At 71.6% G+C, this 21,323-nt stretch carries 18 protein-coding genes and 1 riboswitch; of the genes, 14 read left to right on the top strand and 4 right to left on the bottom strand.

The genetic code is table 11. The annotated features are described in order from the left end of the window. Positions 1–347: 347 nt before the first annotated feature. From OG589_RS23255 to OG589_RS23210, 10 genes are all read left to right on the top strand, one after another. A complete protein-coding gene (locus tag OG589_RS23255) occupies positions 348–1,130 on the top strand; it encodes a phytanoyl-CoA dioxygenase family protein (RefSeq protein WP_405139435.1) in 783 nt (260 codons plus the stop codon). Further along, positions 1,123–2,106 (top strand): phosphotriesterase, encoded by a 984-nt coding sequence (locus tag OG589_RS23250; RefSeq protein ID WP_405139433.1) that lies wholly within the window; start codon positions 1,123–1,125, stop codon positions 2,104–2,106. Before OG589_RS23255 ends, OG589_RS23250 begins: the two co-directional genes overlap by 8 nt. 2 nt (positions 2,107–2,108) lie before the next feature. Continuing rightward, positions 2,109–3,323 (top strand): cytochrome P450, encoded by a 1,215-nt coding sequence (locus tag OG589_RS23245; RefSeq protein ID WP_405139431.1) that lies wholly within the window; start codon positions 2,109–2,111, stop codon positions 3,321–3,323. Positions 3,324–3,405: 82 nt separating this feature from the next. Continuing rightward, positions 3,406–4,248 (top strand): Gfo/Idh/MocA family protein, encoded by an 843-nt coding sequence (locus OG589_RS23240; RefSeq protein ID WP_405139429.1) that lies wholly within the window; start codon positions 3,406–3,408, stop codon positions 4,246–4,248. 62 nt (positions 4,249–4,310) lie between these two features. Then, positions 4,311–4,451: riboswitch (adenosylcobalamin (AdoCbl) riboswitch) on the top strand. Between the two features lie 44 nt (positions 4,452–4,495). Continuing rightward, positions 4,496–5,443 carry an ABC transporter substrate-binding protein gene (locus OG589_RS23235; RefSeq protein ID WP_405139427.1) on the top strand — a complete coding sequence of 316 codons (948 nt, stop codon included), beginning with the start codon at positions 4,496–4,498 and terminating at the stop codon, positions 5,441–5,443. Positions 5,444–5,529: 86 nt separating this feature from the next. Next, positions 5,530–6,519: a FecCD family ABC transporter permease gene (locus tag OG589_RS23230; protein ID WP_405152103.1), complete on the top strand. Its 990-nt coding sequence runs from the start codon at positions 5,530–5,532 to the stop codon at positions 6,517–6,519. Further along, the gene (locus OG589_RS23225) at positions 6,516–7,304 is read left to right on the top strand and encodes an ABC transporter ATP-binding protein (RefSeq protein ID WP_405139425.1); all 789 of its coding nucleotides are present in this window, start codon (positions 6,516–6,518) and stop codon (positions 7,302–7,304) included. The genes OG589_RS23230 and OG589_RS23225 overlap by 4 nt, the downstream gene beginning before the upstream one ends. Before the next feature lie 177 nt (positions 7,305–7,481). Further along, positions 7,482–8,303, top strand: a complete 822-nt coding sequence (locus OG589_RS23220; RefSeq protein WP_405139423.1) for an adenosylcobinamide amidohydrolase — start codon at positions 7,482–7,484, stop codon at positions 8,301–8,303. Positions 8,304–8,439: 136 nt separating this feature from the next. Continuing rightward, positions 8,440–8,649, top strand: coding sequence for a hypothetical protein (locus OG589_RS23215; protein ID WP_405139421.1), 210 nt, complete (start codon positions 8,440–8,442; stop codon positions 8,647–8,649). Then, positions 8,646–9,065, top strand: a complete 420-nt coding sequence (locus OG589_RS23210; protein WP_405139419.1) for a type II toxin-antitoxin system VapC family toxin — start codon at positions 8,646–8,648, stop codon at positions 9,063–9,065. Before OG589_RS23215 ends, OG589_RS23210 begins: the two co-directional genes overlap by 4 nt. Positions 9,066–9,090: 25 nt before the next feature. On the opposite strand, the gene OG589_RS23205 is transcribed toward OG589_RS23210, so the two are convergent. The 4 genes from OG589_RS23205 to OG589_RS23190 are packed head-to-tail and all read right to left on the bottom strand — an operon-like array spanning position 9,091 to position 16,114. Beyond that, on the bottom strand, positions 9,091–10,827 hold the full coding sequence (locus OG589_RS23205) for a hydantoinase B/oxoprolinase family protein (protein WP_405139417.1): 1,737 nt from the start codon (positions 10,825–10,827) through the stop codon (positions 9,091–9,093). Continuing rightward, on the bottom strand, positions 10,824–12,905 hold the full coding sequence (locus OG589_RS23200) for a hydantoinase/oxoprolinase family protein (protein WP_405139415.1): 2,082 nt from the start codon (positions 12,903–12,905) through the stop codon (positions 10,824–10,826). Before OG589_RS23200 ends, OG589_RS23205 begins: the two co-directional genes overlap by 4 nt. A gap of 51 nt (positions 12,906–12,956) precedes the next feature. Beyond that, positions 12,957–14,624: a serine/threonine-protein kinase gene (locus OG589_RS23195; RefSeq protein ID WP_405139414.1), complete on the bottom strand. Its 1,668-nt coding sequence runs from the start codon at positions 14,622–14,624 to the stop codon at positions 12,957–12,959. 17 nt (positions 14,625–14,641) lie between these two features. After that, the gene (locus OG589_RS23190) at positions 14,642–16,114 is read right to left on the bottom strand and encodes a zinc ribbon domain-containing protein (protein ID WP_405139412.1); all 1,473 of its coding nucleotides are present in this window, start codon (positions 16,112–16,114) and stop codon (positions 14,642–14,644) included. Positions 16,115–16,507: 393 nt separating this feature from the next. Here OG589_RS23190 and OG589_RS23185 point away from each other — a divergent pair, with 393 nt between their 5' ends. From OG589_RS23185 to OG589_RS23170, 4 genes are all read left to right on the top strand, one after another. Continuing rightward, on the top strand, positions 16,508–17,170 hold the full coding sequence (locus OG589_RS23185; RefSeq protein WP_405139410.1) for a response regulator: 663 nt from the start codon (positions 16,508–16,510) through the stop codon (positions 17,168–17,170). A gap of 359 nt (positions 17,171–17,529) precedes the next feature. After that, a complete protein-coding gene (locus OG589_RS23180) occupies positions 17,530–19,590 on the top strand; it encodes a DUF6421 family protein (RefSeq protein WP_405139408.1) in 2,061 nt (686 codons plus the stop codon). Then, positions 19,587–20,258, top strand: coding sequence for an SDR family NAD(P)-dependent oxidoreductase (locus tag OG589_RS23175; protein WP_405139406.1), 672 nt, complete (start codon positions 19,587–19,589; stop codon positions 20,256–20,258). The genes OG589_RS23180 and OG589_RS23175 overlap by 4 nt, the downstream gene beginning before the upstream one ends. Continuing rightward, positions 20,255–21,316 (top strand): threonine aldolase family protein, encoded by a 1,062-nt coding sequence (locus tag OG589_RS23170; protein WP_405139405.1) that lies wholly within the window; start codon positions 20,255–20,257, stop codon positions 21,314–21,316. The genes OG589_RS23175 and OG589_RS23170 overlap by 4 nt, the downstream gene beginning before the upstream one ends. The last annotated feature ends 7 nt before the right edge of the window (positions 21,317–21,323 follow it).

The following is a 21,323-nucleotide window of genomic DNA, read 5'->3' as shown; positions in this document are numbered from 1 at the left end:
GACCCGGAACCGCACAACGTGACTGGACCGCGGTGACGCGTGGGCGTCACGGACGCTTCGGGGATCGCGGCCGCCGCCGTCACCCGGGAGACGAGGCGGGGGTCAGGCCGAGTAGCAGTGTGCGGGCACTCTGCGTGTCTTGCGGCCATCTACCCCGAATACCGGGCACCACAGAAGCCACGAATACGACACACAGTCACTCTCGCGGCAATTGTCACATTGATCAATGAAGTATCACGATCACTAACTACGATCAAGTTTTTCTGTCAAGACTGTGAACCGCGCGCTCGTCACGTTTCTTAGACCAAGCGCTTGCTTTAGTGGTGGGATTGGTTCGAAACTGGGGCATGGCCACCAATGCCCCGGTCCGCGACGTGACCGATCATGAGGTCGAACACTTCAAGGAGAACGGCTGGGTACGGCTGCCTCGGCTGGTCGACCCCGGCCGGGTGGACGGGCTGCGCGAGCGGGCGCTCGGGTACTTGCGTGCCCGGTCGCGTGAGCGCGCCACCCTGGTCGACCAGGCGTTCGGCCAGTCCAGGGACATCGCCGAGGCCGACGAGGCCTTCCACGACCTGGCCTTCGACGCCGCGATGGGACGCTGCGCCACCCGCCTGCTGCACGGTGTCAGAGGCGTCCGCATCCAGGTGACGAACCTGCTGATCAAGGAGCCGGGCGACGGCGGGCACGGCGCGACCGAGTTCCACCAGGACTTCCCCTGGATGCCGATGGACCGCTCGGCGATGCTGACCGTCTGGCTCGCGCTCGCCGACGTCCCCGCCGAGATGGGCAGCCTGCGGTTCTACAACGGCTCACACCGGCACGGCATCCTCGGCAGGAGCTTCACCCGCGACGGCGACGACCAGCTCACCCAGCACCCGTGGCTCAAGGAACTGGAGCTGTCGCCACCCCTCGACCTGCGGGCGGGCGACGCGACCGTCCACCACTCGCTCACCGTGCACGGCGCGGGGGCCAACCGGGGGGACACCCCGCGCCTGTCCTTCACGGTCACCTACTTCGACGCGGACGCGCTCTACACCGGCACGCCGTACAGGCAGACCGACGGCCTCGGCCTGCGGGTGAACGCGCCCTTCGACCACCCGAGGTTCCCGGTCGTCTCCCATGCCTGACCGCGACGGGGCGGTCGAGACCGTGAGAGGGCCGGTGGCGGGCCTCGGGGCCACGCTCATGCACGAGCACGTCTTCGGGCTCAGCCCGGAGATCCTGTGGAACTGGCCGGACATCCCCGAAGGATGGGACCTGGAGCGAAGGGCCAGGGAGGCGGCGGCCAAGCTCGACGAGCTCAAGGCCGAGGGCGTCGACACGGTCGTCGACCTGACCGTGGTCGGCCTCGGCCGGTACGTTCCTGCCGTCCAGCGGGTCGCCGAGCTGACCGAGGTCAACATCGTCGCCGCCACCGGGCTCTACACCTACGACGCCCTGCCGCCGTACTTCGGCAACCGCGGCCCCGGGAGCCTGTTCGGCGGCCCCGACCGGCTGGCGGAGTTCTTCGTCAGGGACATCACCGAGGGCATCGGCCGTACTGGAGTGAAGGCCGCGATCCTCAAGTGCGCCTCCGACCACCAGGGCATGACGCCGGGCTGCGAGCGGGTCTTCCGGGCCGTCGCGCGGGCGCACGCCGAGACCGGGGCGCCGATCACCACCCACTCCCACAGCGCCTCGCGCGGCGGGCTGGAGCAGCAGCGGCTCCTCGCCTCCGAGGGCGTGGACCTGTCGCGGGTCGTCATCGGCCACGCCGGCGACTCCACCGACCCCGCCTATCTCGAAGAGCTGGTCGCGGCGGGCTCCTACCTCGGCATGGACAGGTTCGGCATCGAGACGATCAGCTCGTTCGAGGACCGGGTCGCCATCGTGGCGGAGATGTGCGCGCGCGGCCACGCCGGACGCATGGTGCTGTCGCACGACTCCTACTGCTTCAACGACCGGTTCGACCAGGACGTCGTGCGAGAGCGCCACCCGAACTACCACCTGCTGCACATCTCCCGCGACGTCCTTCCCGAACTGCGCAAGCGCGGCGTCACGGACGACCAGATCCACCAGATGCTCGTCGAGAACCCCCGCAGGATCCTCACCCCCAGGTCGTGATCATGCAGAACACCTCACCGGCCACCGCCACCGACTTCGACGTCACCTCCGACTGGCACGTCGCCTCGCCGTACGACTTCCTGCGCAGGCTCAGGCACGAGCGGCCGGTCTTCCACAGCGAGCACCTGGACGCGTACGTCCTGACCCGCCACGAGGACGTCCGCGCCGCTTACGGGGACGCCAGGCGGTTCTCCTCCGAAGGGTCGCTCACGATCTCGCGGAGCCTGGCCGCCGAGACCAGGAAGGTGCTCGGCGACCACGGGTCCTTCCTGTCCAGCTTCGTGGCCAACGTCGACCCGCCCACGCACACGCGGCTGCGGCGTTCTGTGTCCAGAGCCTTCACCCCGCGCGCGGTCACCGCGATGGAGGAGCGCTTCCGGCGGCTCAACGAGGACATCCTCGACCGGGTGGTGCCGCAGGGCGGGGGCGACTTCGTCGCGGAGCTCGGGCACGTGCCGTCGGCCAAGCTCAGCGCCCGGTTCATCGGCGTGCCCGAGGAGGACGAGGAGTTCGTCAAGGAGCACGTCAAGGACTGGTTCATGCTGTTCCTGTCGCCGCAGCCGCCCGACCGGCAGATCGTGCTCGCGCGCAGCTTCCTTTCGTACCTCGACTACGTCGACAAGCTCGTGGCCTCGCGCGCCGCCGCTCCGCGCGACGACTTCACCTCGCTGATGACCGGGCTCATCGGCACCGAGCTCTCCCACCGGGAGGTCGTCGAGCTGATCTCCACGATCCTGCTCGGCGGCAACGACACCGTGCCCAACCAGCTCGGCAACAGCGTGCTCAGGCTGCTGCGCGAGGACGCCTGGCCGCTCGCCCCCGGGCTGGTGGAGAACGCGGTGGAGGAGTGCATGCGCATCGACGGCTCCAGCCTCGGCTCCTTCCGGTACGCCCTCACCGACATCGAGCTGCACGGCGTGACGATCCCGGAGGGCTCCCTCGTCCTGCTCTCCACCGACTCGGCCGCGCACGACGAGACCGTCTTCCCCGCGCCGGAGACGTTCGACCTCGGGCGCGAGAACGCCGACGCGCACATGACGTTCGGGTACGGCATCCACTTCTGCGTCGGGGCCGCGCTGGCGCGACTCCAGCTCCGCACGGCCCTTGAGGTGCTGGGCCGTCGCCTGCCCGGCCTGCGGCTGGTGCCCGGCGGGCCGATCGCGTACCGCAGGTCCCTCGTCGGGCGGGGCCTGCCGTCGCTTCTGGTCGAATGGTGATCACCCCACGCGCGAGGTTCTGGTTGGGCTAGTCTCGCCACGAATCGTTCGGTACGTCGGGGAGCTGAGCGCCGTGGAGCCAGTGGCGGTAGGTCTGATCGGAGCCGGGCCGTGGGCGGAGGCCGTGCACGCCCCCGCGCTGGCGGCGGGGCCGCACACGCGCCTCGCCGGAGTGTGGGCGCGCAGGCCGAGGGCCGCCGCCCGGCTGGGAGCCCCGGTCTACGAGCGGGTCGAGGAGCTCTTCGAGGTCTGCGAGGCCGTCGCGTTCTGCGTGCCGCCGGGCGTGCAGGCCGAGCTGGCCGTGCGGGCGGCAAGGGCGGGCAAGGCGCTGCTGCTGGAGAAGCCGCTCGCGGCCGACCTCGACGGCGCCAAGCGCCTCGCCGACGCCGTGGGCGAGGCGGGGGTGGCGTCCCAGATGGTGCTCACCTTCCGCTACTCGGCCGCGACCAAGGCGTTCCTCGAACGGGTGCGCGCCATCGAGCCGTTCGGCGGGTACGCCCGCAACATCTCCGGCGCCCTGTACACCATCGACTCCCCGTGGCGCCAGGAGCGCGGGGCGATCCTCGACGTGGGGCCGCACATGATCGACATGCTCGACGCCGCCCTCGGGCCGGTCGTCGGCATCCGCGCCCACGGTCACCCGCTCGGGTGGACCGGGCTGCTTCTTGAGCACCAGAGCGGCGCGGTCAGCGAGGCGTCGCTGTCCATGGCCGCCCAGGTCGAGCACGGCTCCTCGCACGTGGCCGTCTACGGCCGCCACGGCAGCGAGAGCCTCGACGGCGGCGACCTCGGCTACGACGTCTTCCCCGACATGGTGGCCGAGTTCGCCAAGACCGTGCGCGAGGGCGGCGGCCACCCGCTGGACGCCCGCCACGGGCTCCGCCTCCAGGAGTTGATCAGCGCCGCCGAGGCCCAGCTCGCCTGAGTCTCCGGTCAGGATTTGTGCGGCTTTCGACCCGTCGTATCCGGTTGCGGCATTGGTTGATACCGTTCCTGTGACGCGCAGCGTGCAGCGAAGTCCGGTGTGAGTCCGGCGCTGTCCCGCAACTGTGAGACCCCCTCGGGTCGAGCCAGGTCGCCTGCATGCCGCGCCGACGTCGTCAACCCTCGTGGAAAAGGGTGATCCGTCAACACGCGGGTCCCTCGATTTCCCGGCAACTGGAGGAACTCTCGTGAGGCCCGTACGCACGGCCCTGGCGGGCGCGTTGCTGGGTGCGCTGACACTGGCCGGATGCGGCCAGTCCACCGGCACCGCAGACCCCGCCACCGCCGCCCCCGCTCCCACCGCCTCGCAGGCCGCCGGCTTCCCCGTCACCGTCCAGGCGGGCAACGGCTCCGTCACCATCGGCGAGAAGCCCAGCCAGATCGTCTCGCTCTCGCCGAGCGCCACCGAGAGCCTGTTCGCGATCGGCGCCGGGCCGCAGGTCGTCGCCGTCGACGACCAGTCGACCTACCCCGCCGAGGCCCCGAAGACGGACCTGTCCGGCTTCAAGCCCAACGCCGAGGCCATCATCGCGAAGAAGCCCGACCTGGTGGTGCTCGCCAACGACACGGGGGGCATCGTGGCCGCGCTGACCAAGGTCGGCATCCCCGTGCTGCTCGAACCCGCCGCCACCAAGCTGGACGAGACCTACGACGAGATCGCCGACCTCGGCGCCGCCACCGGCAACAAGGCCAAGGCCGACGAGCTCGCCGCGGGCATGAAGCGGCAGATCGACGAGCTCGCCGCCGCCGCGCCCAAGGACAAGAAGCTCACGTTCTTCCACGAGCTGGACAACACGCCGTACTCCGTGACGTCCAGCACGTTCATCGGCCAGATCTACGGGCTGTTCGGGCTGACGAACATCGCCGACAAGGCTCCTGACGCCGCCGGGGGGTACCCCAAGCTCTCCAGCGAGTTCGTCGCGAAGGCCGACCCCGACCTGATCTTCCTCGCCGACACCAAGTGCTGCGGCCAGTCCAAGGAGACCCTGGCCAAGCGGCCCGGATGGGGAGGCCTGTCCGCCATCGCGAAGGACCGTGTGGTCACCCTCGACGACGACATCGCCTCGCGCTGGGGCCCGCGCGTGGTCGACTTCGTCAAGATCGTCGACGCGGCGGTCAGGGGGGCCGCCGGCTGAGACCCGGTGGCACACCTGGAGCGGCGCGCGAAGTGAAGCGGCACGACCCTGGTACGACGCGCGCGGCGAGGCCGCGGCCGGCGGCGCTGGCCGTCGCCCTCGCCGTGCTCGTGATCTGCGTGGTCGCGGGCCTGATGATCGGCGCGGCCGGCGTCTCGTTCAAGGGCATCGTGCTCGAACTGCTCGACCGGGTGCCGTTCGTCTCGGTGGACTCCGGGCTGTCGCCGGTCGAGCGGGGGCTGGTGTTCCAGCTCAGGCTGCCGCGCGTGGTGCTGGCGGCGGTGGTCGGGGGCCTGCTGGCGATCGCGGGCGCGGGGTACCAGGGCGTGTTCCGCAACCCGCTCGCCGACCCCTACCTGCTCGGGGCCGCCGCCGGAGCGGGCTTCACCGCGACCCTGATGATCGTGCTGATCCAGGTCGACGGGCTGGTGCCGCTCGCCGCCTTCGGCGGGGCGATCGGCGGCGTGCTGCTGGCGTACGCGCTCGGCAACACGGCGGGCCGGGGCGGCGGCACGTCCACCCTGGTGCTCGCCGGGGTGGCGGTGGCCTCCTTCCTGTCCGCGCTGCAGACCTTCGTGCAGCAGCTCCGGGTCGAGCAACTCCAGCGCATCTACTCGTGGATCCTCGGCGGCATCGGCGGCGACTGGTCCCAGGTGTGGCTCATCGCCCCGTACGCCGTCGTGTCGACGGTCGTCCTGCTCGCTCACGGGCGGCTGCTGGACGTGCTGTCGGTCGGCGACGACGAGGCGGTCAGCCTCGGGGTCAACGCGGCGCGCGTGCGGCTCGTCGTCCTGTGCGCCGCGTCGCTGGCCACGGCGTCGGCGGTCGCGGTCAGCGGGCTCATCGGGTTCGTCGGCATCGTCGTGCCCCACGTCGTGCGGCGCCTCGCGGGCGGGTCGTACCGGGTGGTCCTGCCGCTGTCGCTGCTGGCGGGGGCGTCGTTCCTGGTGCTGGCCGACCTGGTCGCCCGTACCGTGCTCGCCCCGGCCGAGCTGCCGATCGGCGTGGTGACCGCCTTCATCGGCGCGCCGTTCTTCGTCGGCGTCCTGCGCGCGACACGGGCGGTGGACGCGTGAGCGCCATCGAGGTGCGGGACCTCTCGGTCGCGCTGGACGGGCGGCCGGTGCTGTCCGGGATCGGCCTGTCCGTGCGCGGCGGCGAGTGGCTGGCGGTCGTCGGGCCGAACGGCGCGGGCAAGTCCACGCTGCTGCGGGCCATGATGGGACTGCTGGAGGCGCAGGGTGACGTGCTGGTCGACGGCATGCCCGCGCGCAGCCTCAAGCCGAGGCAGCGGGCGCGGCTGATGGCCTACGCGCCGCAGAGCCCCATGCTGCCGGCGGGGCTCACCGTCTTCGAGTACGCCCTGCTCGGGCGCACGCCGTACATCTCCTACCTGGGCAGGGACACCCACGACGACCGGGACGTCACCCGCTCGGTGCTGGAACGCCTGGACCTGTCCGACTTCGCGACCCGGCCACTCGGGCACCTGTCCGGCGGGGAACGGCAGCGGGTGGTGCTCGCCCGCGCGCTCGTGCAGCGGGCTCCCGTGCTGCTGCTGGACGAGCCCACGACCGCGCTGGACCTCGGCCACCAGCAGCAGGTGCTGGAGCTCGTCGACCGGCTCCGTCTCGCCGACGGGCTGACGGTGGTCACCACGATTCACGACCTCAGCCTGGCGGGGCAGTACGCCGACTCGATGCTCCTGATCGACGGCGGACGGCACGTCGCCTCCGGGCCGGTCAAGGAGGTGCTCACCGAGCCGCTGCTCGCCCGGCACTTCGGCGCCCGCGTCCGCGTCGAGCAGGGAAGTGACGGCCGTCCCCTCGTCAACCTCGTCCGCCCGGCACCCGACCCCCCCTGACCCCGTACGCCACCGCCCCCGCGTGAGCCGTGCGCTCCCCGGACCCGCATGTTCCCGGGATCCCGCATGTTCCCGGGTCCTGTACGTTCCCGGGACCCGTTCGTTCCCGGGACCCGTACGCTTTCGGGGCCTGGCCGGTTCTGTACGCTTCCGGGACCCGTGTCGTGAGGAGGCCCCATGCTGTCCCTGAGCCATCGGCACGAGGACGGCGCCCGTCTCGCGTCACTCCTGTGGGAGTTCGGACCGGGATGGCGGATGATCTCCTCGGCCATGGTCGGCGGCGGCATCGGGCCGGGCGAGTGGGTGCTGAACGCGCAGGTCGTCGGGGCGTACTCGCGGATGGACCCGATCGACCACCTGCTGGAGCTGGCCCCGGCCGGGCGTCCTGGGGTGGGCATGATGACGGCGGCCTCCGTCGCCCACTACACCCGCGCGAGCGACGGGGGAGCAGAGGCGGTCGCCACGGTCGGCCTGCGGGTCCCCACCTGGGCCGCCTCCCCCGAAGGCGTCCCCGACCCCGAACTCCGCCCCGAGCGAGGCGATCCGGCGCCCCGCCCCGAGCGAGGCGACCTGGCGCCCCGCCTCCAGCGAGCCGGGTTGGCGCCCCCACCAGAGCGGGTCGGCCCGGCATCCCCATCCGAGGGGGCCGGCCTGGTGCCCCGGCCGGCCTCTCCCGTTCCCTCGCCGACGGCACCCGGGACGATCAACATCATCGTGGCCGTGCCCGTGGCGATGAGCGACGCCGCGCTGGTCAACACCGTGATGACGGTGACTGAGGCCAAGTCCCAGGCACTCGCCGAGGCCGGGTACGCGTGCACGGGCACGGCCTCGGACGCCGTCTGCGTGGCCGTACGCGCCGAAGGCCCGGAAGAGCTGTTCGGCGGCCCGAGATCCACTTGGGGCTCCCGAATAGCCCGCGCCGTCCACCATTCAGTCCTCAACGGCGCCCACGCCTGGGCGGATGTCGTCGGCTTCGTACCGGCGGCCCACAGAGGCTAGCGAAGCCTGCGCCGGCTGGCGGATGTCGTAGAGGGATAAAGCATGATGAACTTTAGGTTTCCGCAGGTAATTCGCCTTATGCCATAGATCGCCGATGGCAAAGTGTCCGTCCGTGCCGCTGCCTATACTCGGACGCATGAGCGCTCAGCGAGAAGAACTCCATCAGCTCATCGACGATCTGCCCGATGAGCAGGTGCCCGCCACTCTCGCCTTGTTGCGTGCGCAAACCGGCCGCACGACAAGTGAGTGGCCTCCGAGCTGGTTCGGAGCCGCAGAAGCACGCCAGCCGGACATATCCGAGCGGGTGGACGAGATCCTGCAGGAAGAGCTCGGTCGTTCAGCATGATTCTCGTCGACACCGGTCCGCTCGTGGCCGCCGCCCTCCACGGTGACACGAACCACATGCGCTGCGTCGAGCTGTTCACATCCGCTCACCTCGCCGGAGACGTGTTGCTCGTCCCTTCTTTCGTGATCACAGAGGTGTGTTACCTCCTGGCCAGAGAGGCCGGGCCGCAGGTCGAGGCGGAGTTCGTACGCTCGCTGGCCATGCAGGATTTCAAGGTCGTGAACGTCGAGCTCATGGATCTGGCCCGGGTCGTCCAGCTTATGGAACGTTACATAGACCTGCCTCTCGGGGTGGTGGACGCATCCGTCATCGCGCTCGCGGAGAAGCTGGGCCTGACCGAAGTGGCCACTCTCGATCGGAGACACTTCTCAGTAGTGCGGCCCAATCATGTGGATGCCCTCAAGCTGCTGCCGTGACACCGTCGCCTTCGGCGATGAACCCTCAGGCGCGTTGAACGTCATGGTCGGACGCTGAGGGCGCTTCCGTTGGCGCGAGGCGGAGGCCGTAGGTGGATTGGGCGGTGGTGGGGGTTATTTTGCCGGTGGTGAGGTCGAGGAGGATTTCGGGGGCGGGGCGGTCGGCGGGGGAGCCGATGCCGCCGCCGCCCGTCGTCTCGACGATCAGCGCCTCGCCGGCCCCGAAGCGCACGTTGTTGACCTTGGAGTTCAGCCGTTCGACGGTGCCGTCCAGGTGGCGCCTGAAGAAGCCGCCGAGCCGGCCGGGCAGGCCGCCCGCTCTGCCGGGCGGGGCGTTGCGCAACCGGTCGCCGCGCGTGGTGACATGGGCGTCGGCGAGGAAGCGGAACACCGTCCTCGACCCGAGGCCGCCACGCCAGCGCCCGGGCCCGCCCGAGTCGGGGATGGTCTCGACCGACTCCACGATCAGCGGGCAGCGGGACTCCACCGGCTCAACCTGCGGCACCGAGTTGCGCCCGATGCCGAAGTGGACGCCGGTCGCGTCCGGTCCGTCCTTGCCGGCCCTGGCCCCCACCCCGCCGAAGTCGTACGAGAGGTGGATCCAGTACGGCGCGGCGCACGCCGCGATGCTGAAGGGTTGCAGGATGCCTGAGGCGGCGATCGCCCGATGCGGCATCGCGTCAGAGAGCGCCTGGAAGATCGCCTCCATGGCCGCGTAGATCGGTACGAAACGCCCGCCGCACGGGTAGGGGGAGTGGGCGTTGAGCAGCGACCCGGGCGGCAGGCGCACGTCGATCGCGCGCAGGCAGCCCTCGTTCATCGGGATCGCCGGGTCGAGGAAGCACCGCACCGCGAACACCGCTGCGGCCAGCGACTGCGAGGACGAGGAGTTGATCGCGGCGGGCACCTGAGGATCGGTCCCCTCGAAGTCCAGGACGATGCCGGGTGCGTCGTGCGCCGCCGGCGCTCCGGCGGGCGGCACGGTGACGGTCACGCGGACGGTGTGCGAGCGGGAGAGGTCGATGCCGTCGTCGTCGATGGCGTAGGACGAGACATGGCTCCCCTCGGGCAGTTCGGCGAGAGCAGCACGGGTGCGGGTCTCGGTGTAGTCGAAGTAGGCGTCGATGCCCGAGGCCAGCCTGCCGGGGCCGTGCTCGACCAGCAGCGCCTCCAGCCGGGTGGCGGCCACGGCGGTGCCCGCGATGAGCGCGCGGACGTCGCCCATGACCTTGTCCGGCGTACGGCTGTTGGCCCGCAGGATCGCCTCGATCGCCGGTTCGGGCCCGGAGGCGGTGGCCAGCCGCACGGGAGGCAGTTGCAGCCCTTCTAGGAAGATGTCGGTGGCGAGCGGTGCCATGCCGCCGGCCGACAGGCCCCCGAGGTCGGAGACATGGATCATCGTGGCAGTGAAGTACGCCGGCCGCGCGTCCACGAACACCGGACGGTAGACCAGCAGGTCGTTGGTGTGCACCCCTCCCCGGTAGGCGTCGTTCAGCGCGTACACGTCGCCGGGCCGCATGGTCTGGGCGGGGATGTCGTCGAGCAGCTCGGGGAGCGCCACCTTCAGGGCCATGCTGTTCATCAGCGTGGTGGCCATCGACTGCGCGACGAGCCGGCCCTCGGCGTCGAGGATCGCGGCCGAGGCGTCCGACCCCTCCACGATGAACGTCGAGTAGGCCGACCGCACCACCACGATGCTGGCCTCCTCCGCGGCCACCACCAGCGCGTTCCTCAGCACCTCGGCCGTGAGCGACTCGGTCAACGGCCACGCTCCAGGATGACGGCCCCGGCGGGGGAGAGGGCGGCGGTCCAGCCGGGCGGCACGACGATGGTCGCCTCGGCGTCCTCGATGATCGCGGGGCCGTACGTCGCCCGGCCCGGTGCGCCGCGCAGGTGGTCGCGGGTGAGTACGGGCGTGGTGGTGAAGCCGCCGCTCTCCGGGAACCAGGCGAGCCTGGCCCGCCCCTCGCCGCCCGTACGGCCGCCGGGCCCGGCGCCCGCGTCGTCCCGCGCGGAGGGCGGGACGGAGGGCGGGACGGAGGGCGGGGCGGCGGGCGGGGCGGCGGCCCGCTGGGTCAGGCGGACGCGGTAGCTCACCACCTCGACCGGCCCTCGCTGCGCGATGCCATACACCTGCTTATATTTCGCGAAAAATCGGGCGGCGAGCTCGTCGGGCGAGTCGCTCCACGGCACCGTCAGGTCATGCGCCTGCCCGGCGAACCGCACGTCGGCCGAGCGCTCCACCGTCACGCCAGGGGAGTCGAGTTCGAGCCCCAGGTCCGCCGCCGCCCCCGCCGCCAGCTCGCCGAAGACCGCCGACGGGTCACCGGCCCCGAGCCGGGAGAGCACGCGGTCGGTGGACAGGTCGCCGGCCAGCAGCCCGGCCGCCGACCCGACCCCGCAGTACGGCGGCACGACCACCGTGTCGATGCCGAACCGCTCGGCGACCCGGGCCGCGTGCATCGGCCCCGCGCCGCCGAAGGCGACCATGACGAAGCCGCGCGGGTCGATGCCGCGCTGCACGGTGACGACGTGCACGGCGGAGCCCATCGCCGCGTTGGCGATCTCGTGCACCGCGTGCGCGGCTTCGGCGCGGGAGACCCCGAGCGGCCAGGCCAGCCTCTGGTCGACGGCCTTCTCGGCCAGTTCGGGCGAGAGCGGCAGCGAGCCCAGGGACGATGGATCGAGGTATCCGAGCACCAGGTCGGCGTCGGTCACGGTGGGCTCGCCGCCGCCCAGGCCGTAGCAGGCCGGGCCGGGCTCGGAGCCCGCCGACCGGGGGCCCACCCTGAGCGCCCCGGCGGAGTCCACCCAGGCGATGCTCCCGCCCCCCGCGCCCACCTCGGCCAGGTCGATCGCGGGCGTCTTGATCGGGACGCCGGTGCCCGCCCGCCTGCCGCCGAAGCTGCCCTTGCCGCCGACGTGGAACTCGTGGGTGATCTCCGGCCTGCCGTTCCTGACGACGCAGGTCTTGGCCGTGGTGCCGCCCATGTCGAAGGAGATGACGTCGGGGTACCCGGTCAGGGACGCCGCGAGCACCCCGGCGGCCGGGCCGGACTCGATCGTGGCGACGGCCCTGCGCGCCGCCAGCTCGGCCGACATGACGCCGCCGCCCGACTCCATCACGTGGACGGGCGCGGTGACGCCCACGGCGCGGAGCCGCTCGCGCAGCCGCCGGAGGTAGCGGGCCATCACCGGCCCGACGTAGGCGGACATGATCGTGGTCGTGGCCCGCTCGTACTCCCGGATCTCCGGCCACACCTCCGACGAGGTGACCACGGTGGACCCCCCGGGCAGCGCCTCGCGCAGGATCGCGGCGACCCGGGCCTCGTGGCGGGGGTCGGCGTAGGAGTGCAGCAGGCAGACCGCGACCGACGTGATGCCGCGCCCGGCGATCTCGGCCGCCACCTCCCGGGCCGCGTCCTCGTCCAGCGCCTCCAGCGTCTCGCCGCGCGGGCCGACGCGCTCGGGGACCTCGAAGCAGTCCTCCGGCGCGACCGGTGGCGGTGGCGGGTCGAAGCGCAGGTCGTAGCGGTCCTCCTCGACCCGCGCGTAGCGGCCGAGGGGGACCGCGCTCCGGAACCCGCGCGTGGTCACGTACGCGACCCGCACCCCCGTGCGTTCGAGCACGGCGTTGGTGGCCAGCGTGGTCGCGTGGACCACCCTGGTGACCGACGCCGGGGGCACGCCCGCGCGGCCGAGGGCGAGGGTGATGCCGTCGAGTATCCCCTCGGTGGGGTCGTCGTGCGTGCTCAGGACCTTCGCCACGGTCACCGTGCGCCCGCTGACGACCACGTCGGTGAAGGTGCCCCCGACATCGACCCCGATGGCATAGCTCACGAGCCGCACACTATTACCCGAGCAAGCGCTTGTCTATCAAGATGCCGCCGGTCAGGAAGTGAACTGAACGCTCCCGAGGACGCCGTCGATCATCGTCTGGTCGCACTTCGCCGGCGGGCAGAAGAAGGCGATCAGCGCCACGGGCTGCCCCTGGCCCCGCCCGACGATGTAGACGACCAGGTCCAGGCGCCCCTGCTGCGCGGGGTCGTTCACCACGCCGGTCAGCTTGAACGCGGGCTTGCCCGCCACCGTCGCCGTGGTCGGCGCCGAGGCGAAGTCGGCCGGTCCCGGCAGCACGAAGCTGAGGCTGCGCTTCAGCGTCTCGGGCGTGTCCGAGGTGGTGATGGCGTCGTTGACCTCGGTGAAGATGCCGGTCGCCTGCTCGGGATGGGTGGTGAGCAGGCCGTTGACGGCGGTCCAGTCAGAGGCGATGGGCACGGAGAACAGCGTGTCGAACTCGGCCGCCGCCGGGGACAGGATGACGTACTCGTCGGCGTGCGTGCGGGCCTCCCAGCCGCCGGGGTAATCGAAGGAGAGCGGCGCGGCCGTGGTGCCGGGGTAGCGCTTGGACCCCACGGGGCCCGGCCCCTGGCTGACCAGCAGCGTCGCGGCGACCGCCAGGGAGACCAGCACGGCTCCCGCCCCGATGAGCACGCCCACGGGCAGGCGCCGCTTCTTGGCGGGCCGCCCCGTGCCCGGCCTGGTCAGCGGCCCGCCCTGGCCGGACGGCCCGGACGGCCCTGCGGTCTCCAGCGAGCGGATCGACGCGGTGGGCCGCATGGACTCCATGGCGTCCATGGCGCGCAGGGAGGGAGACGAGGTCGCCGGGGGCGCCGACCAGGCCGCGCGGCCCTCGGGCGGGCTCGGGTGCTGGTCCTCGCCGCTGATCGCGTCCCTGAGTGCGGCCACGAACTGCCCGCAGGTGGAGAACCTGTCGTCCGGGGTCTTGGCGAGCGCCCGCGACATCACCTGGTTCACGGCGTGCGGGAGGTCGGGCCGGTACGGGGTCAGCGGCGGCGGCTCGTGGGAGACGTGCGCGTAGAGCAGGGCCAGTTCGGTGTCCCGCTGGAACGGCGGAAGCCCGCTCAGAGCCTCGTACACCACGCACGCGAACGCGTACAGGTCGCTCCGGCCGTCCACGGGCAGCCCGCGGATCTGCTCGGGCGCCACGTAGCGCGGCGTGCCCATGAAGTGGCCGTGGCTGGTCAGCCCGGCCTCGGAGTAGGTGCTCTTGGTCAGCCCGAAGTCGGTGAGGTAGATGTGCTCGGGGTCGCGGTCGGACCCCTCGGCGACCAGGATGTTCGCCGGCTTCACGTCGCGGTGCACCAGGCCGTGCTGGTGGGCGGAGTCCAGCGCCGACGCGATCTGCGAGAACAGGCGGTAGGCGCGGGCCACCGGCATCGGCCCGCTCGCCTGGATGAGCTTGCGCAGGTCGGCGCCCTCGACGTACCGCATGGCGATGAACAGCAGGTCGTCGCTCTCGCCCGCCTCGTAGATGGGGATGATGTTGGGGTGGTCGATGCCGGCCACCAGTCGCGACTCGCGCACGAACCGGTCGCGGAAGCGCTGGTCCTGCGAGAGTTGCGGGGCCAGCACCTTGAGCGCGACCGCGCGGCCGAGGCGGTGGTCGCGGGCGCGGTAGACCGTCGCCATGCCGCCGCGCCCGACGACCGCCTCGACGAGGTAGTCCCCCACCTGGGCGCCGATCAGTGGAGGCATCGAGAATCCCTGGTCGCTCATTGGTCCGCCGGGTGCCCGCAGAAGCCGCAGAAGCGGTGCGCCTTGCCGAGGCGCATGCCGCACTGCGTGCAGAACTGCACCTGCCCGCCGTGGCCGGCAGCGTTCGCGCCGTGCCCGGCGACCGCGGAACCGGCGGCACCGGCCGGGGCGGGACCCGCCCCGGGAGCCACGGCGACGGGCGAGGGGCCCGTGCCCGGCTTCGACGCCTGGCGGTACGCGGGGAAGGAGCCCTCCGGGGGCCCGGCCTCCATCGTCTGGGTGCCCTGGGGCGGCCAGGTGGAGACGGCCGCGAGCGGTTCGGGCGGGGTCTCGCCCGGTGCCCCCTCCGCCCGCCGGCGCCGCCGCAGCGTCAGCGGCACGGCCACCGCGATCAGCACGCAGACGGCCACCACGCCGATGGCGGTCAGCAGCAGCGGCGACAGGGCCGTGGCGCTCTTGACGGGCTGCGGCCTCGCCTGGCCGGAGGCGGGCGCGGCGGCGCGGTTGGCCCGGGCGATGCGCAGGTGGTCCTGGGCGACGGCGTGGTCGGGACGCACCCGCAGCACCTGTTCCAGCACGGGTATCGCGTTGGCGTAGAACTTGTTGTGGTACGACCCGAGCGCGGTCTCGTACAGCACGTCCACGGGCCCGCGGCGGGCGGTGAGGTTGGCCGCGACGAGCGCCTCGCGGATGTCCTCCACGGGGGTCAGCGTCTCTGGCGCGTCGCCGCCGCCGGTGACGAGCCCGATGACCTCGCTCTTGCCGTCGTCGATCACCGCGGCGCCGTCGCCGTCGTTGGAGAGGAAGGCGCTGAGCTTCGCGCGCTCGGCGGGCTTGAAGGTGCGCCCGCCGGGCGGGTCGAGGTGGGCGGTCTCGACCTTCGGCGGCGCCTTGGCGCTCGGCCGGGTGGGCAGCCCGACGACGTCGGTGGACTCGATGCCGCTGCCCAGCGACGTGGCGAGGGGCACCGTCGGGAACGTCGCGTCCTCGCCGCCCTTGCTGATCTTGAGCACGGCGGGCGCGGACGGCGAGGTGCCGGTGCGCAGGAGGTCCGCGGGATAGCCCTCGGGCGCGGGCGGGTCGGCGTACGGGAACACCGTGACCTTGGTGGCGAGCGTGAAGATGCAGGTGGCGTTCTGCTGCCTCGGCGGGTAGCAGGCCTGGAGGCGGGCGTTGAGCTCGGGGTCCTTCAGCTTGTGCCGGGAGAAGTCGGCCGGGATCTTGACCTTGAAGTACTCGGCGAAGACCCGGTTGGCCGCGTAGACGGCCGGGTCCTTGCTCGACTGGACCACGCCGGTGGCGGTCACGATGACGCCTTCGGGGGCGACGTTGAACCCGCTGCCCTCGCCGACGGGGATGTCGTACTCGCGGTCGCGGTTCTGGATCACACCCCGGTCGTCGAACAGGGTGACGGCCACATGGGCCCGCGCCTCGACACGGACCGTTCCAGGTGTGACCCGGTCGGTCGAGCCGCTCGGGTGGGGGTGCATGCCAAGGGTGAGCGATCCGAGAGCGCTTAACCCCGCTAAGAGGTGGTGCAGGCGGGGCATCTCCGCCTCCTGTTCCGGATCGGGTAAATCCAGAGTCGCAGTGCGGGCACCGCCATTCAAGGCGTAGGCGACGGCCGTCATGGACTTGCAATCGGTCCTTGAACGACCTGCGACAGGAGTTATCGATCTTGATCGGACTTGGAGGCCACTTGCAGGCGACTTGGGGGCGTGGCATTGGCCGTGTCGCGGACCCCGATTGAACATTAACCTCCAGGCTATGGCGGTATTCACCCATTTTTATCGGCACTTCAGGGCGCCGAAATCCTGCGCTCCTTTCACCGTGGTGCCGTTCCGGGCCCGAGTACGCGTTCCGATCTGCCGAGGAGACCTCTCATGACCATCCGCATCGTCGTCGCCGACGACCAGTCCATGGTGCGCGCCGGGCTCCGCCTGGTCGTGGAGTGCGAGCCGGGCATGGAGGTCGTGGGGGAGGCCGCCGACGGGGTGGAGGCCGTCAGCGTGGCCCGCCGCCTCCTGCCCGACGTCGTGCTGATGGACATCTCGATGCCGAGGATGGACGGCCTGACCGCCGCCCGCAAGCTCCTCGACACCCCGAACCCCCCGAAGATCGTCATGCTGACGACCTTCGACACCGACGAGAACCTCTACGCCGCGCTCCGTACCGGCACCAGCGGGTTCCTGCTCAAGGTGTCGCCGCCCGAGCAGCTCGTCGAGGCGATCAAGGTGGTCCACGCGGGGGACGCCCTGCTCGACCCCGCCGTCACCACCCGCGTGATCGCGTCCTTCGCCGGCAGGCACGAGCCCGTCAGGCCCCCGCAGCTCGCGGAGCTGACCCCAAGGGAGCTGGAGGTCCTGCGCAGCCTCGCCCGCGGCCTCACCAACGCCGAGATCGCGACCGAGCTGTTCGTCGGGGAGGCCACGGTCAAGACCCATGTGGCCCGCGTCCTGATGAAGCTGCGCCTGCGCGACCGCGCTCAGGCGGTCGTGTTCGCGTACGAGTCCGGAGTCGTGCGCCCCGGCGTCGAGACCGCATAGTACGAATCCCGGCATTCCCGACACCTCCGCCCTCCAGGTCTCCTGTCGCCTAGGACGGTACGCGTGTGACATCACGCACATCGTCCCTCCAGCGGGTGACCCGCACTCCGCCGCCCGGTGGAACCTCATGCGCGGGACAGCCCCTGCCACATCGGATCCGGCGCGGACCCCCGTACCGGGTCCCCCGGCGCGGGTCCCGTAGCGGGGCCGTTCCGCGACCGGTACGGGGAGCGGCCGTACCCGGACCGGAGACGTCATGCGCGCTACGGGTTTCCCGCAGGAGGGGGTCATGCATGTATATTTTCCGTATATAACCGGATGATCCTGGAGAAATTTCGCTATTGGAGGGGTGGGGCGGTATGAGGGCTTTCCCGAGGGTGCTGTTCGACGAGGCGCACAACGAGTCGTGGACGATCCGCCGTGAGATCGCCGAGGCGATCAACCCGGCGCACCCCGATGACAACAGCTACGCCGGCGCCGCGGAGATCCTCCGGCACCTCGGGCACACCGTCGCCGCCCACACCGAGGGCCCGATCACGCCCGCCGTGCTCGCCGCCCACGACGTCTTCGTCGTCGCCCATCCCTCCGCCGACCGCTGGGAGCGCACCACCGGGCTCGGCAGCCCGATCCTGCCGGTGGAGGAGCTCGACGCCATCGAGGAGTACGTCGCGGACGGCGGCGGCCTGATCGTGCTCGCCGAGTGCGAGCAGGAGAAGTACGGCAACAACCTGGCCGAGCTGCTGGCCCGGTTCGGCGTGGGCATCGAGCACGCCACCGTCCAGGACCCGGGCAACTCCTACAACGGCGTGGCGACCTGGGTGCTCGGCACCCCCGTACCGGCCGAGGGGGAGGACCTGACGGCCGGCGCGCGTGAGGCGTGCTTCTACCGCGCGGGCGTGCTGAACCCGCCCGCGGGCGCGACCGTCCTGTTCGAGACCTCGCCCGCCGCCGACCTTCCGCGCCGCGCGCTGGCGGTCGCCCTGCGTCACGGCCGCGGACGGGTGGTGGTGTTCGCCGACTCCGACCTGTTCGGCGACGACTCCATCCACGATCTCCGGCACGCCCGCCTCTGGGGCAACGTCGTGACCTGGGCCGCCCGCGTCCCGGTGGGCGCCACGGGCGCGAGCGAGGCCGACGACGGCTTCGCCGAGCTCAAGGCCGCCGTCGAGGAGCTGCGCCCGCTCACGGCCAAGGACGGGTCCGTGGCGGACGCCGAGGCCGCCGCTCCCATCGTCGAGCGCGTCGTGGCGGGCATCGAGAAGCTCGCGCCGCGCTTCCCGCATGACGAGCGGTACCTCGCCACCGTGGTCGCCGACCTGCGCAAGTGGCAGGCCGCCGGCTACGGGGTGCCGGACTTCCTCGACTCGCTGAACGCCTTCCACCCCGACACCCAGCGCGTCGACGGGCTGGAGCACCTGGTCGTCTTCCCGATGTACACCCAGAACGGCAACCCGAACCGCAACCTGGAGGCGGTCTGGATCCGCACGGTGTGGCCCGAGTGGCTCGCCCACCTGGAGAGCGGGCGCTACGACAACCCGATGTTCGTGCCGATCGCCTTCGTGGACTTCACCGCCGGTTACGACACCAACTGCGCGGTGCTCTTCCCCGAGACCGTCGCGGTGCGCGAGACCCCGCCGAGGTTCAGCTGGGGCGGCATCTTCTGCGACCGTGAGGCCGCCCGATTCCGCAGCGTCAGCCGCGCCGCCGCCGACACGCTCAAGCTGGCACTCCCGGCGGACGCCGGGCGCCTGCTCGAAAGCCAGGAGCTGGCCCAGGACACCTTCGTCCTGTGGGACCTCGTGCACGACCGCACCCACAGCCACGGCGACCTGCCGTTCGACCCCTTCATGATCAAGCAGCGCATGCCGTACTGGCTGTACTCCCTGGAGGAGCTGCGCTGCGACCTGACGGCGTTCGGCGAGGCGGTCAAGCTGGAGAAGGAAGGCGTGCCGCACGCCCGTTACGTGCAGTTCGCGATCCTGTTCGACCGGCTGTTCCGGTTCCCGATCACCGGCGAGCGGGTGCGCAACTACGACGGCCTCGGCGGCCAGCTCCTGTTCGCCTACCTGCACCGCAACGACGTCGTCCGCTGGACCGACAACCGGCTCAGCATCGACTGGGACCGGGTCGCCGGCTGCGTCGCCGACCTGCGCGGCGAGGTCGAGAAGCTCTACCGCGACGGCATCGACCGCTCCAAGCTGGCGCACTGGCTCGCCGCCCACCAGCTCGTCGCCGCCTACGTCGCCCCGCACCCCTCCTCGGTGTGGAACCGCGGCGCGGACGCGCTTCCCGTCGAGGGCTTCCCGAAGGCCGTGGTCGACGCGGTCCTGCCCGACGAGTTCCCCCTGAGCATGTTCTACGAGGCCCTGCGTCGTAAGCTTTCCGGCGTGATCGAGGCCACGAAGGGAATCCGCGCGTGAGCAACCCCACCCACCAGCCCCGTACGGTCGTCGTCGCGGGGGCGGGCGGTCCCACGGGCCGGGCCGTCGCGGCGCGCCTGGCCGCTCGCGGCGACACCGTGATCGGGGTCGGCAGGCACGAGGCCGACGGCGTGATCGCGGCCGATCTCACCGACCCGAAGGCCGTGCGCGAGCTGGCCCGCAAGATCCAGGAGGAGCACGGGCGGGTCGACGGGGTCGTTCACCTGGTCGGCGGCTGGCGGGGGTCCAAGACCTTCGCGGAGACCGACCTCGCCGACTGGGACATCCTGCACGAGCAGCTCATCCGCACCCTGCAGAACGTCTCGCTGGCGTTCGAGCCGGCGCTGCGCGAGAGCGACGGCGGCCGGTTCGCCATCGTCTCCGCGAAGGCCGCCCAGGAGCCCACCCAGGGGAACGCCGCCTACGCCGCCGCCAAGGCCGCCGCCGAGGCGTGGACTCTGGCGCTCGCCGACGCGCTGCGCGGCACCGAGAGCGCCGCGACGATCCTGGTCATCAAGGCCCTGGTCAACGACGACATGCGCGCGGCGAGCCCGGAGCGGAGGTTCCCCGGCTTCACCGACGTGAACGACCTCGCCGAGGCCGTCGCCGGTCTGTGGGACCGGCCGGCCGGCGAGGTCAACGGCACCCGATTGGACCTCACCACGTGACCCAGGCACGACGGCACCACGACCCCTCGGTCAAGGGGTTCGCCAGCGACAACTACGCGGGCGTGCACCCCGAGATCCTCGAGGCGCTGGCCCTGGCCAACGGCGGCCACCAGGTCGCCTACGGCGAGGACGTCTACACCGAGGCCCTGCAGGAGGTCTTCAGGCGGCACTTCGGCCCGGTGGCCGAGGCGTGGCCGGTGTTCAACGGCACCGGCGCCAACGTCGTCGGCCTGCGTGCGATGACCGCGCCGTGGGAGGCCGTCGTCTGCGCCGAGAGCGCGCACATCAACACCGACGAGGGCGGGGCGCCCGAGCAGAGCGCCGGGCTCAAGCTGATGAGCGTGCCCACGCCCGACGGCAAGCTCACCCCCGGCCTGATCGACCGGCAGGCGTGGGGCTTCGGCGACGAGCACCGTGCCCAGCCCCGGGTGGTCTCGATCTCCCAGAGCACCGAGCTGGGCACGCTCTACACGCCCGAGGAGATCACCGCGATCGGCGCCCACTGCCGCGAGCTCGGGATGCTGCTGCACCTCGACGGGTCGCGCCTGATCAACGCCGCGGCGGCCCTGGACGTGCCGCTGCGGGCGCTGACCACCGACGCGGGCGTGGACGTGCTCTCCTTCGGCGGCACCAAGAGCGGGCTGATGTTCGGCGAGGCCATCGTCGTGCTCAACCCCGCCGCCGTGCGGGGGCTGATCTACCTGAGGAAGAGCGCGATGCAGCTCGCCTCGAAGATGCGGTTCGTTGCGGTGCAGTTCGAGGCGCTGCTCGCCGGCGACCTGTGGCTGCGCAACGCGAGGAACGCCAACGCCATGGCCGCGCGCCTCGCGGCGGCCGTGCGCGACATCCCCGGAGTGACACTGACCAGGGCGGTCGAGGCCAACGCGGTCTTCGCCATCCTGCCCCCCGATGTGGCGGAGAGGGTGCGCAAGCGGTTCAGGTTCTACACCTGGAACGAGGCCACGGGCGAGGTCCGCTGGATGACCGCCTTCGACACCACCGAGGCGGACGTGGACGCCTTCGCCGCCGCGATCGCCGAGGAGATGGCCCAGGCCTGAGGCGCCG

It is taken from the genome of Sphaerisporangium sp. NBC_01403 (assembly GCF_045040145.1).
In the GTDB taxonomy this organism is placed as follows: Bacteria; Actinomycetota; Actinomycetes; order Streptosporangiales; family Streptosporangiaceae; genus Sphaerisporangium; species Sphaerisporangium viridialbum.
The sequence above is the reverse complement of the archived record's forward strand: the minus strand, read 5'-3'. Positions and strand labels throughout refer to the sequence as shown.

Excerpts from the sequence above, each read along its gene's own strand:
- OG589_RS23255 (WP_405139435.1), top strand. The coding sequence starts at position 348 with ATGGCCACCAATGCCCCGGTCCGCGACGTGACCGATCATGAGGTCGAA.
- OG589_RS23250 (WP_405139433.1), top strand. The coding sequence starts at position 1,123 with ATGCCTGACCGCGACGGGGCGGTCGAGACCGTGAGAGGGCCGGTGGCG.
- OG589_RS23245 (WP_405139431.1), top strand. The coding sequence starts at position 2,109 with ATGCAGAACACCTCACCGGCCACCGCCACCGACTTCGACGTCACCTCC.
- OG589_RS23220 (WP_405139423.1), top strand. The coding sequence starts at position 7,482 with ATGCTGTCCCTGAGCCATCGGCACGAGGACGGCGCCCGTCTCGCGTCA.
- OG589_RS23215 (WP_405139421.1), top strand. The coding sequence starts at position 8,440 with ATGAGCGCTCAGCGAGAAGAACTCCATCAGCTCATCGACGATCTGCCC.
- OG589_RS23210 (WP_405139419.1), top strand. The coding sequence starts at position 8,646 with ATGATTCTCGTCGACACCGGTCCGCTCGTGGCCGCCGCCCTCCACGGT.
- OG589_RS23195 (WP_405139414.1), bottom strand. The coding sequence starts at position 14,624 with ATGCCTCCACTGATCGGCGCCCAGGTGGGGGACTACCTCGTCGAGGCG.
- OG589_RS23190 (WP_405139412.1), bottom strand. The coding sequence starts at position 16,114 with ATGCACCCCCACCCGAGCGGCTCGACCGACCGGGTCACACCTGGAACG.
- OG589_RS23185 (WP_405139410.1), top strand. The coding sequence starts at position 16,508 with ATGACCATCCGCATCGTCGTCGCCGACGACCAGTCCATGGTGCGCGCC.
- OG589_RS23180 (WP_405139408.1), top strand. The coding sequence starts at position 17,530 with ATGAGGGCTTTCCCGAGGGTGCTGTTCGACGAGGCGCACAACGAGTCG.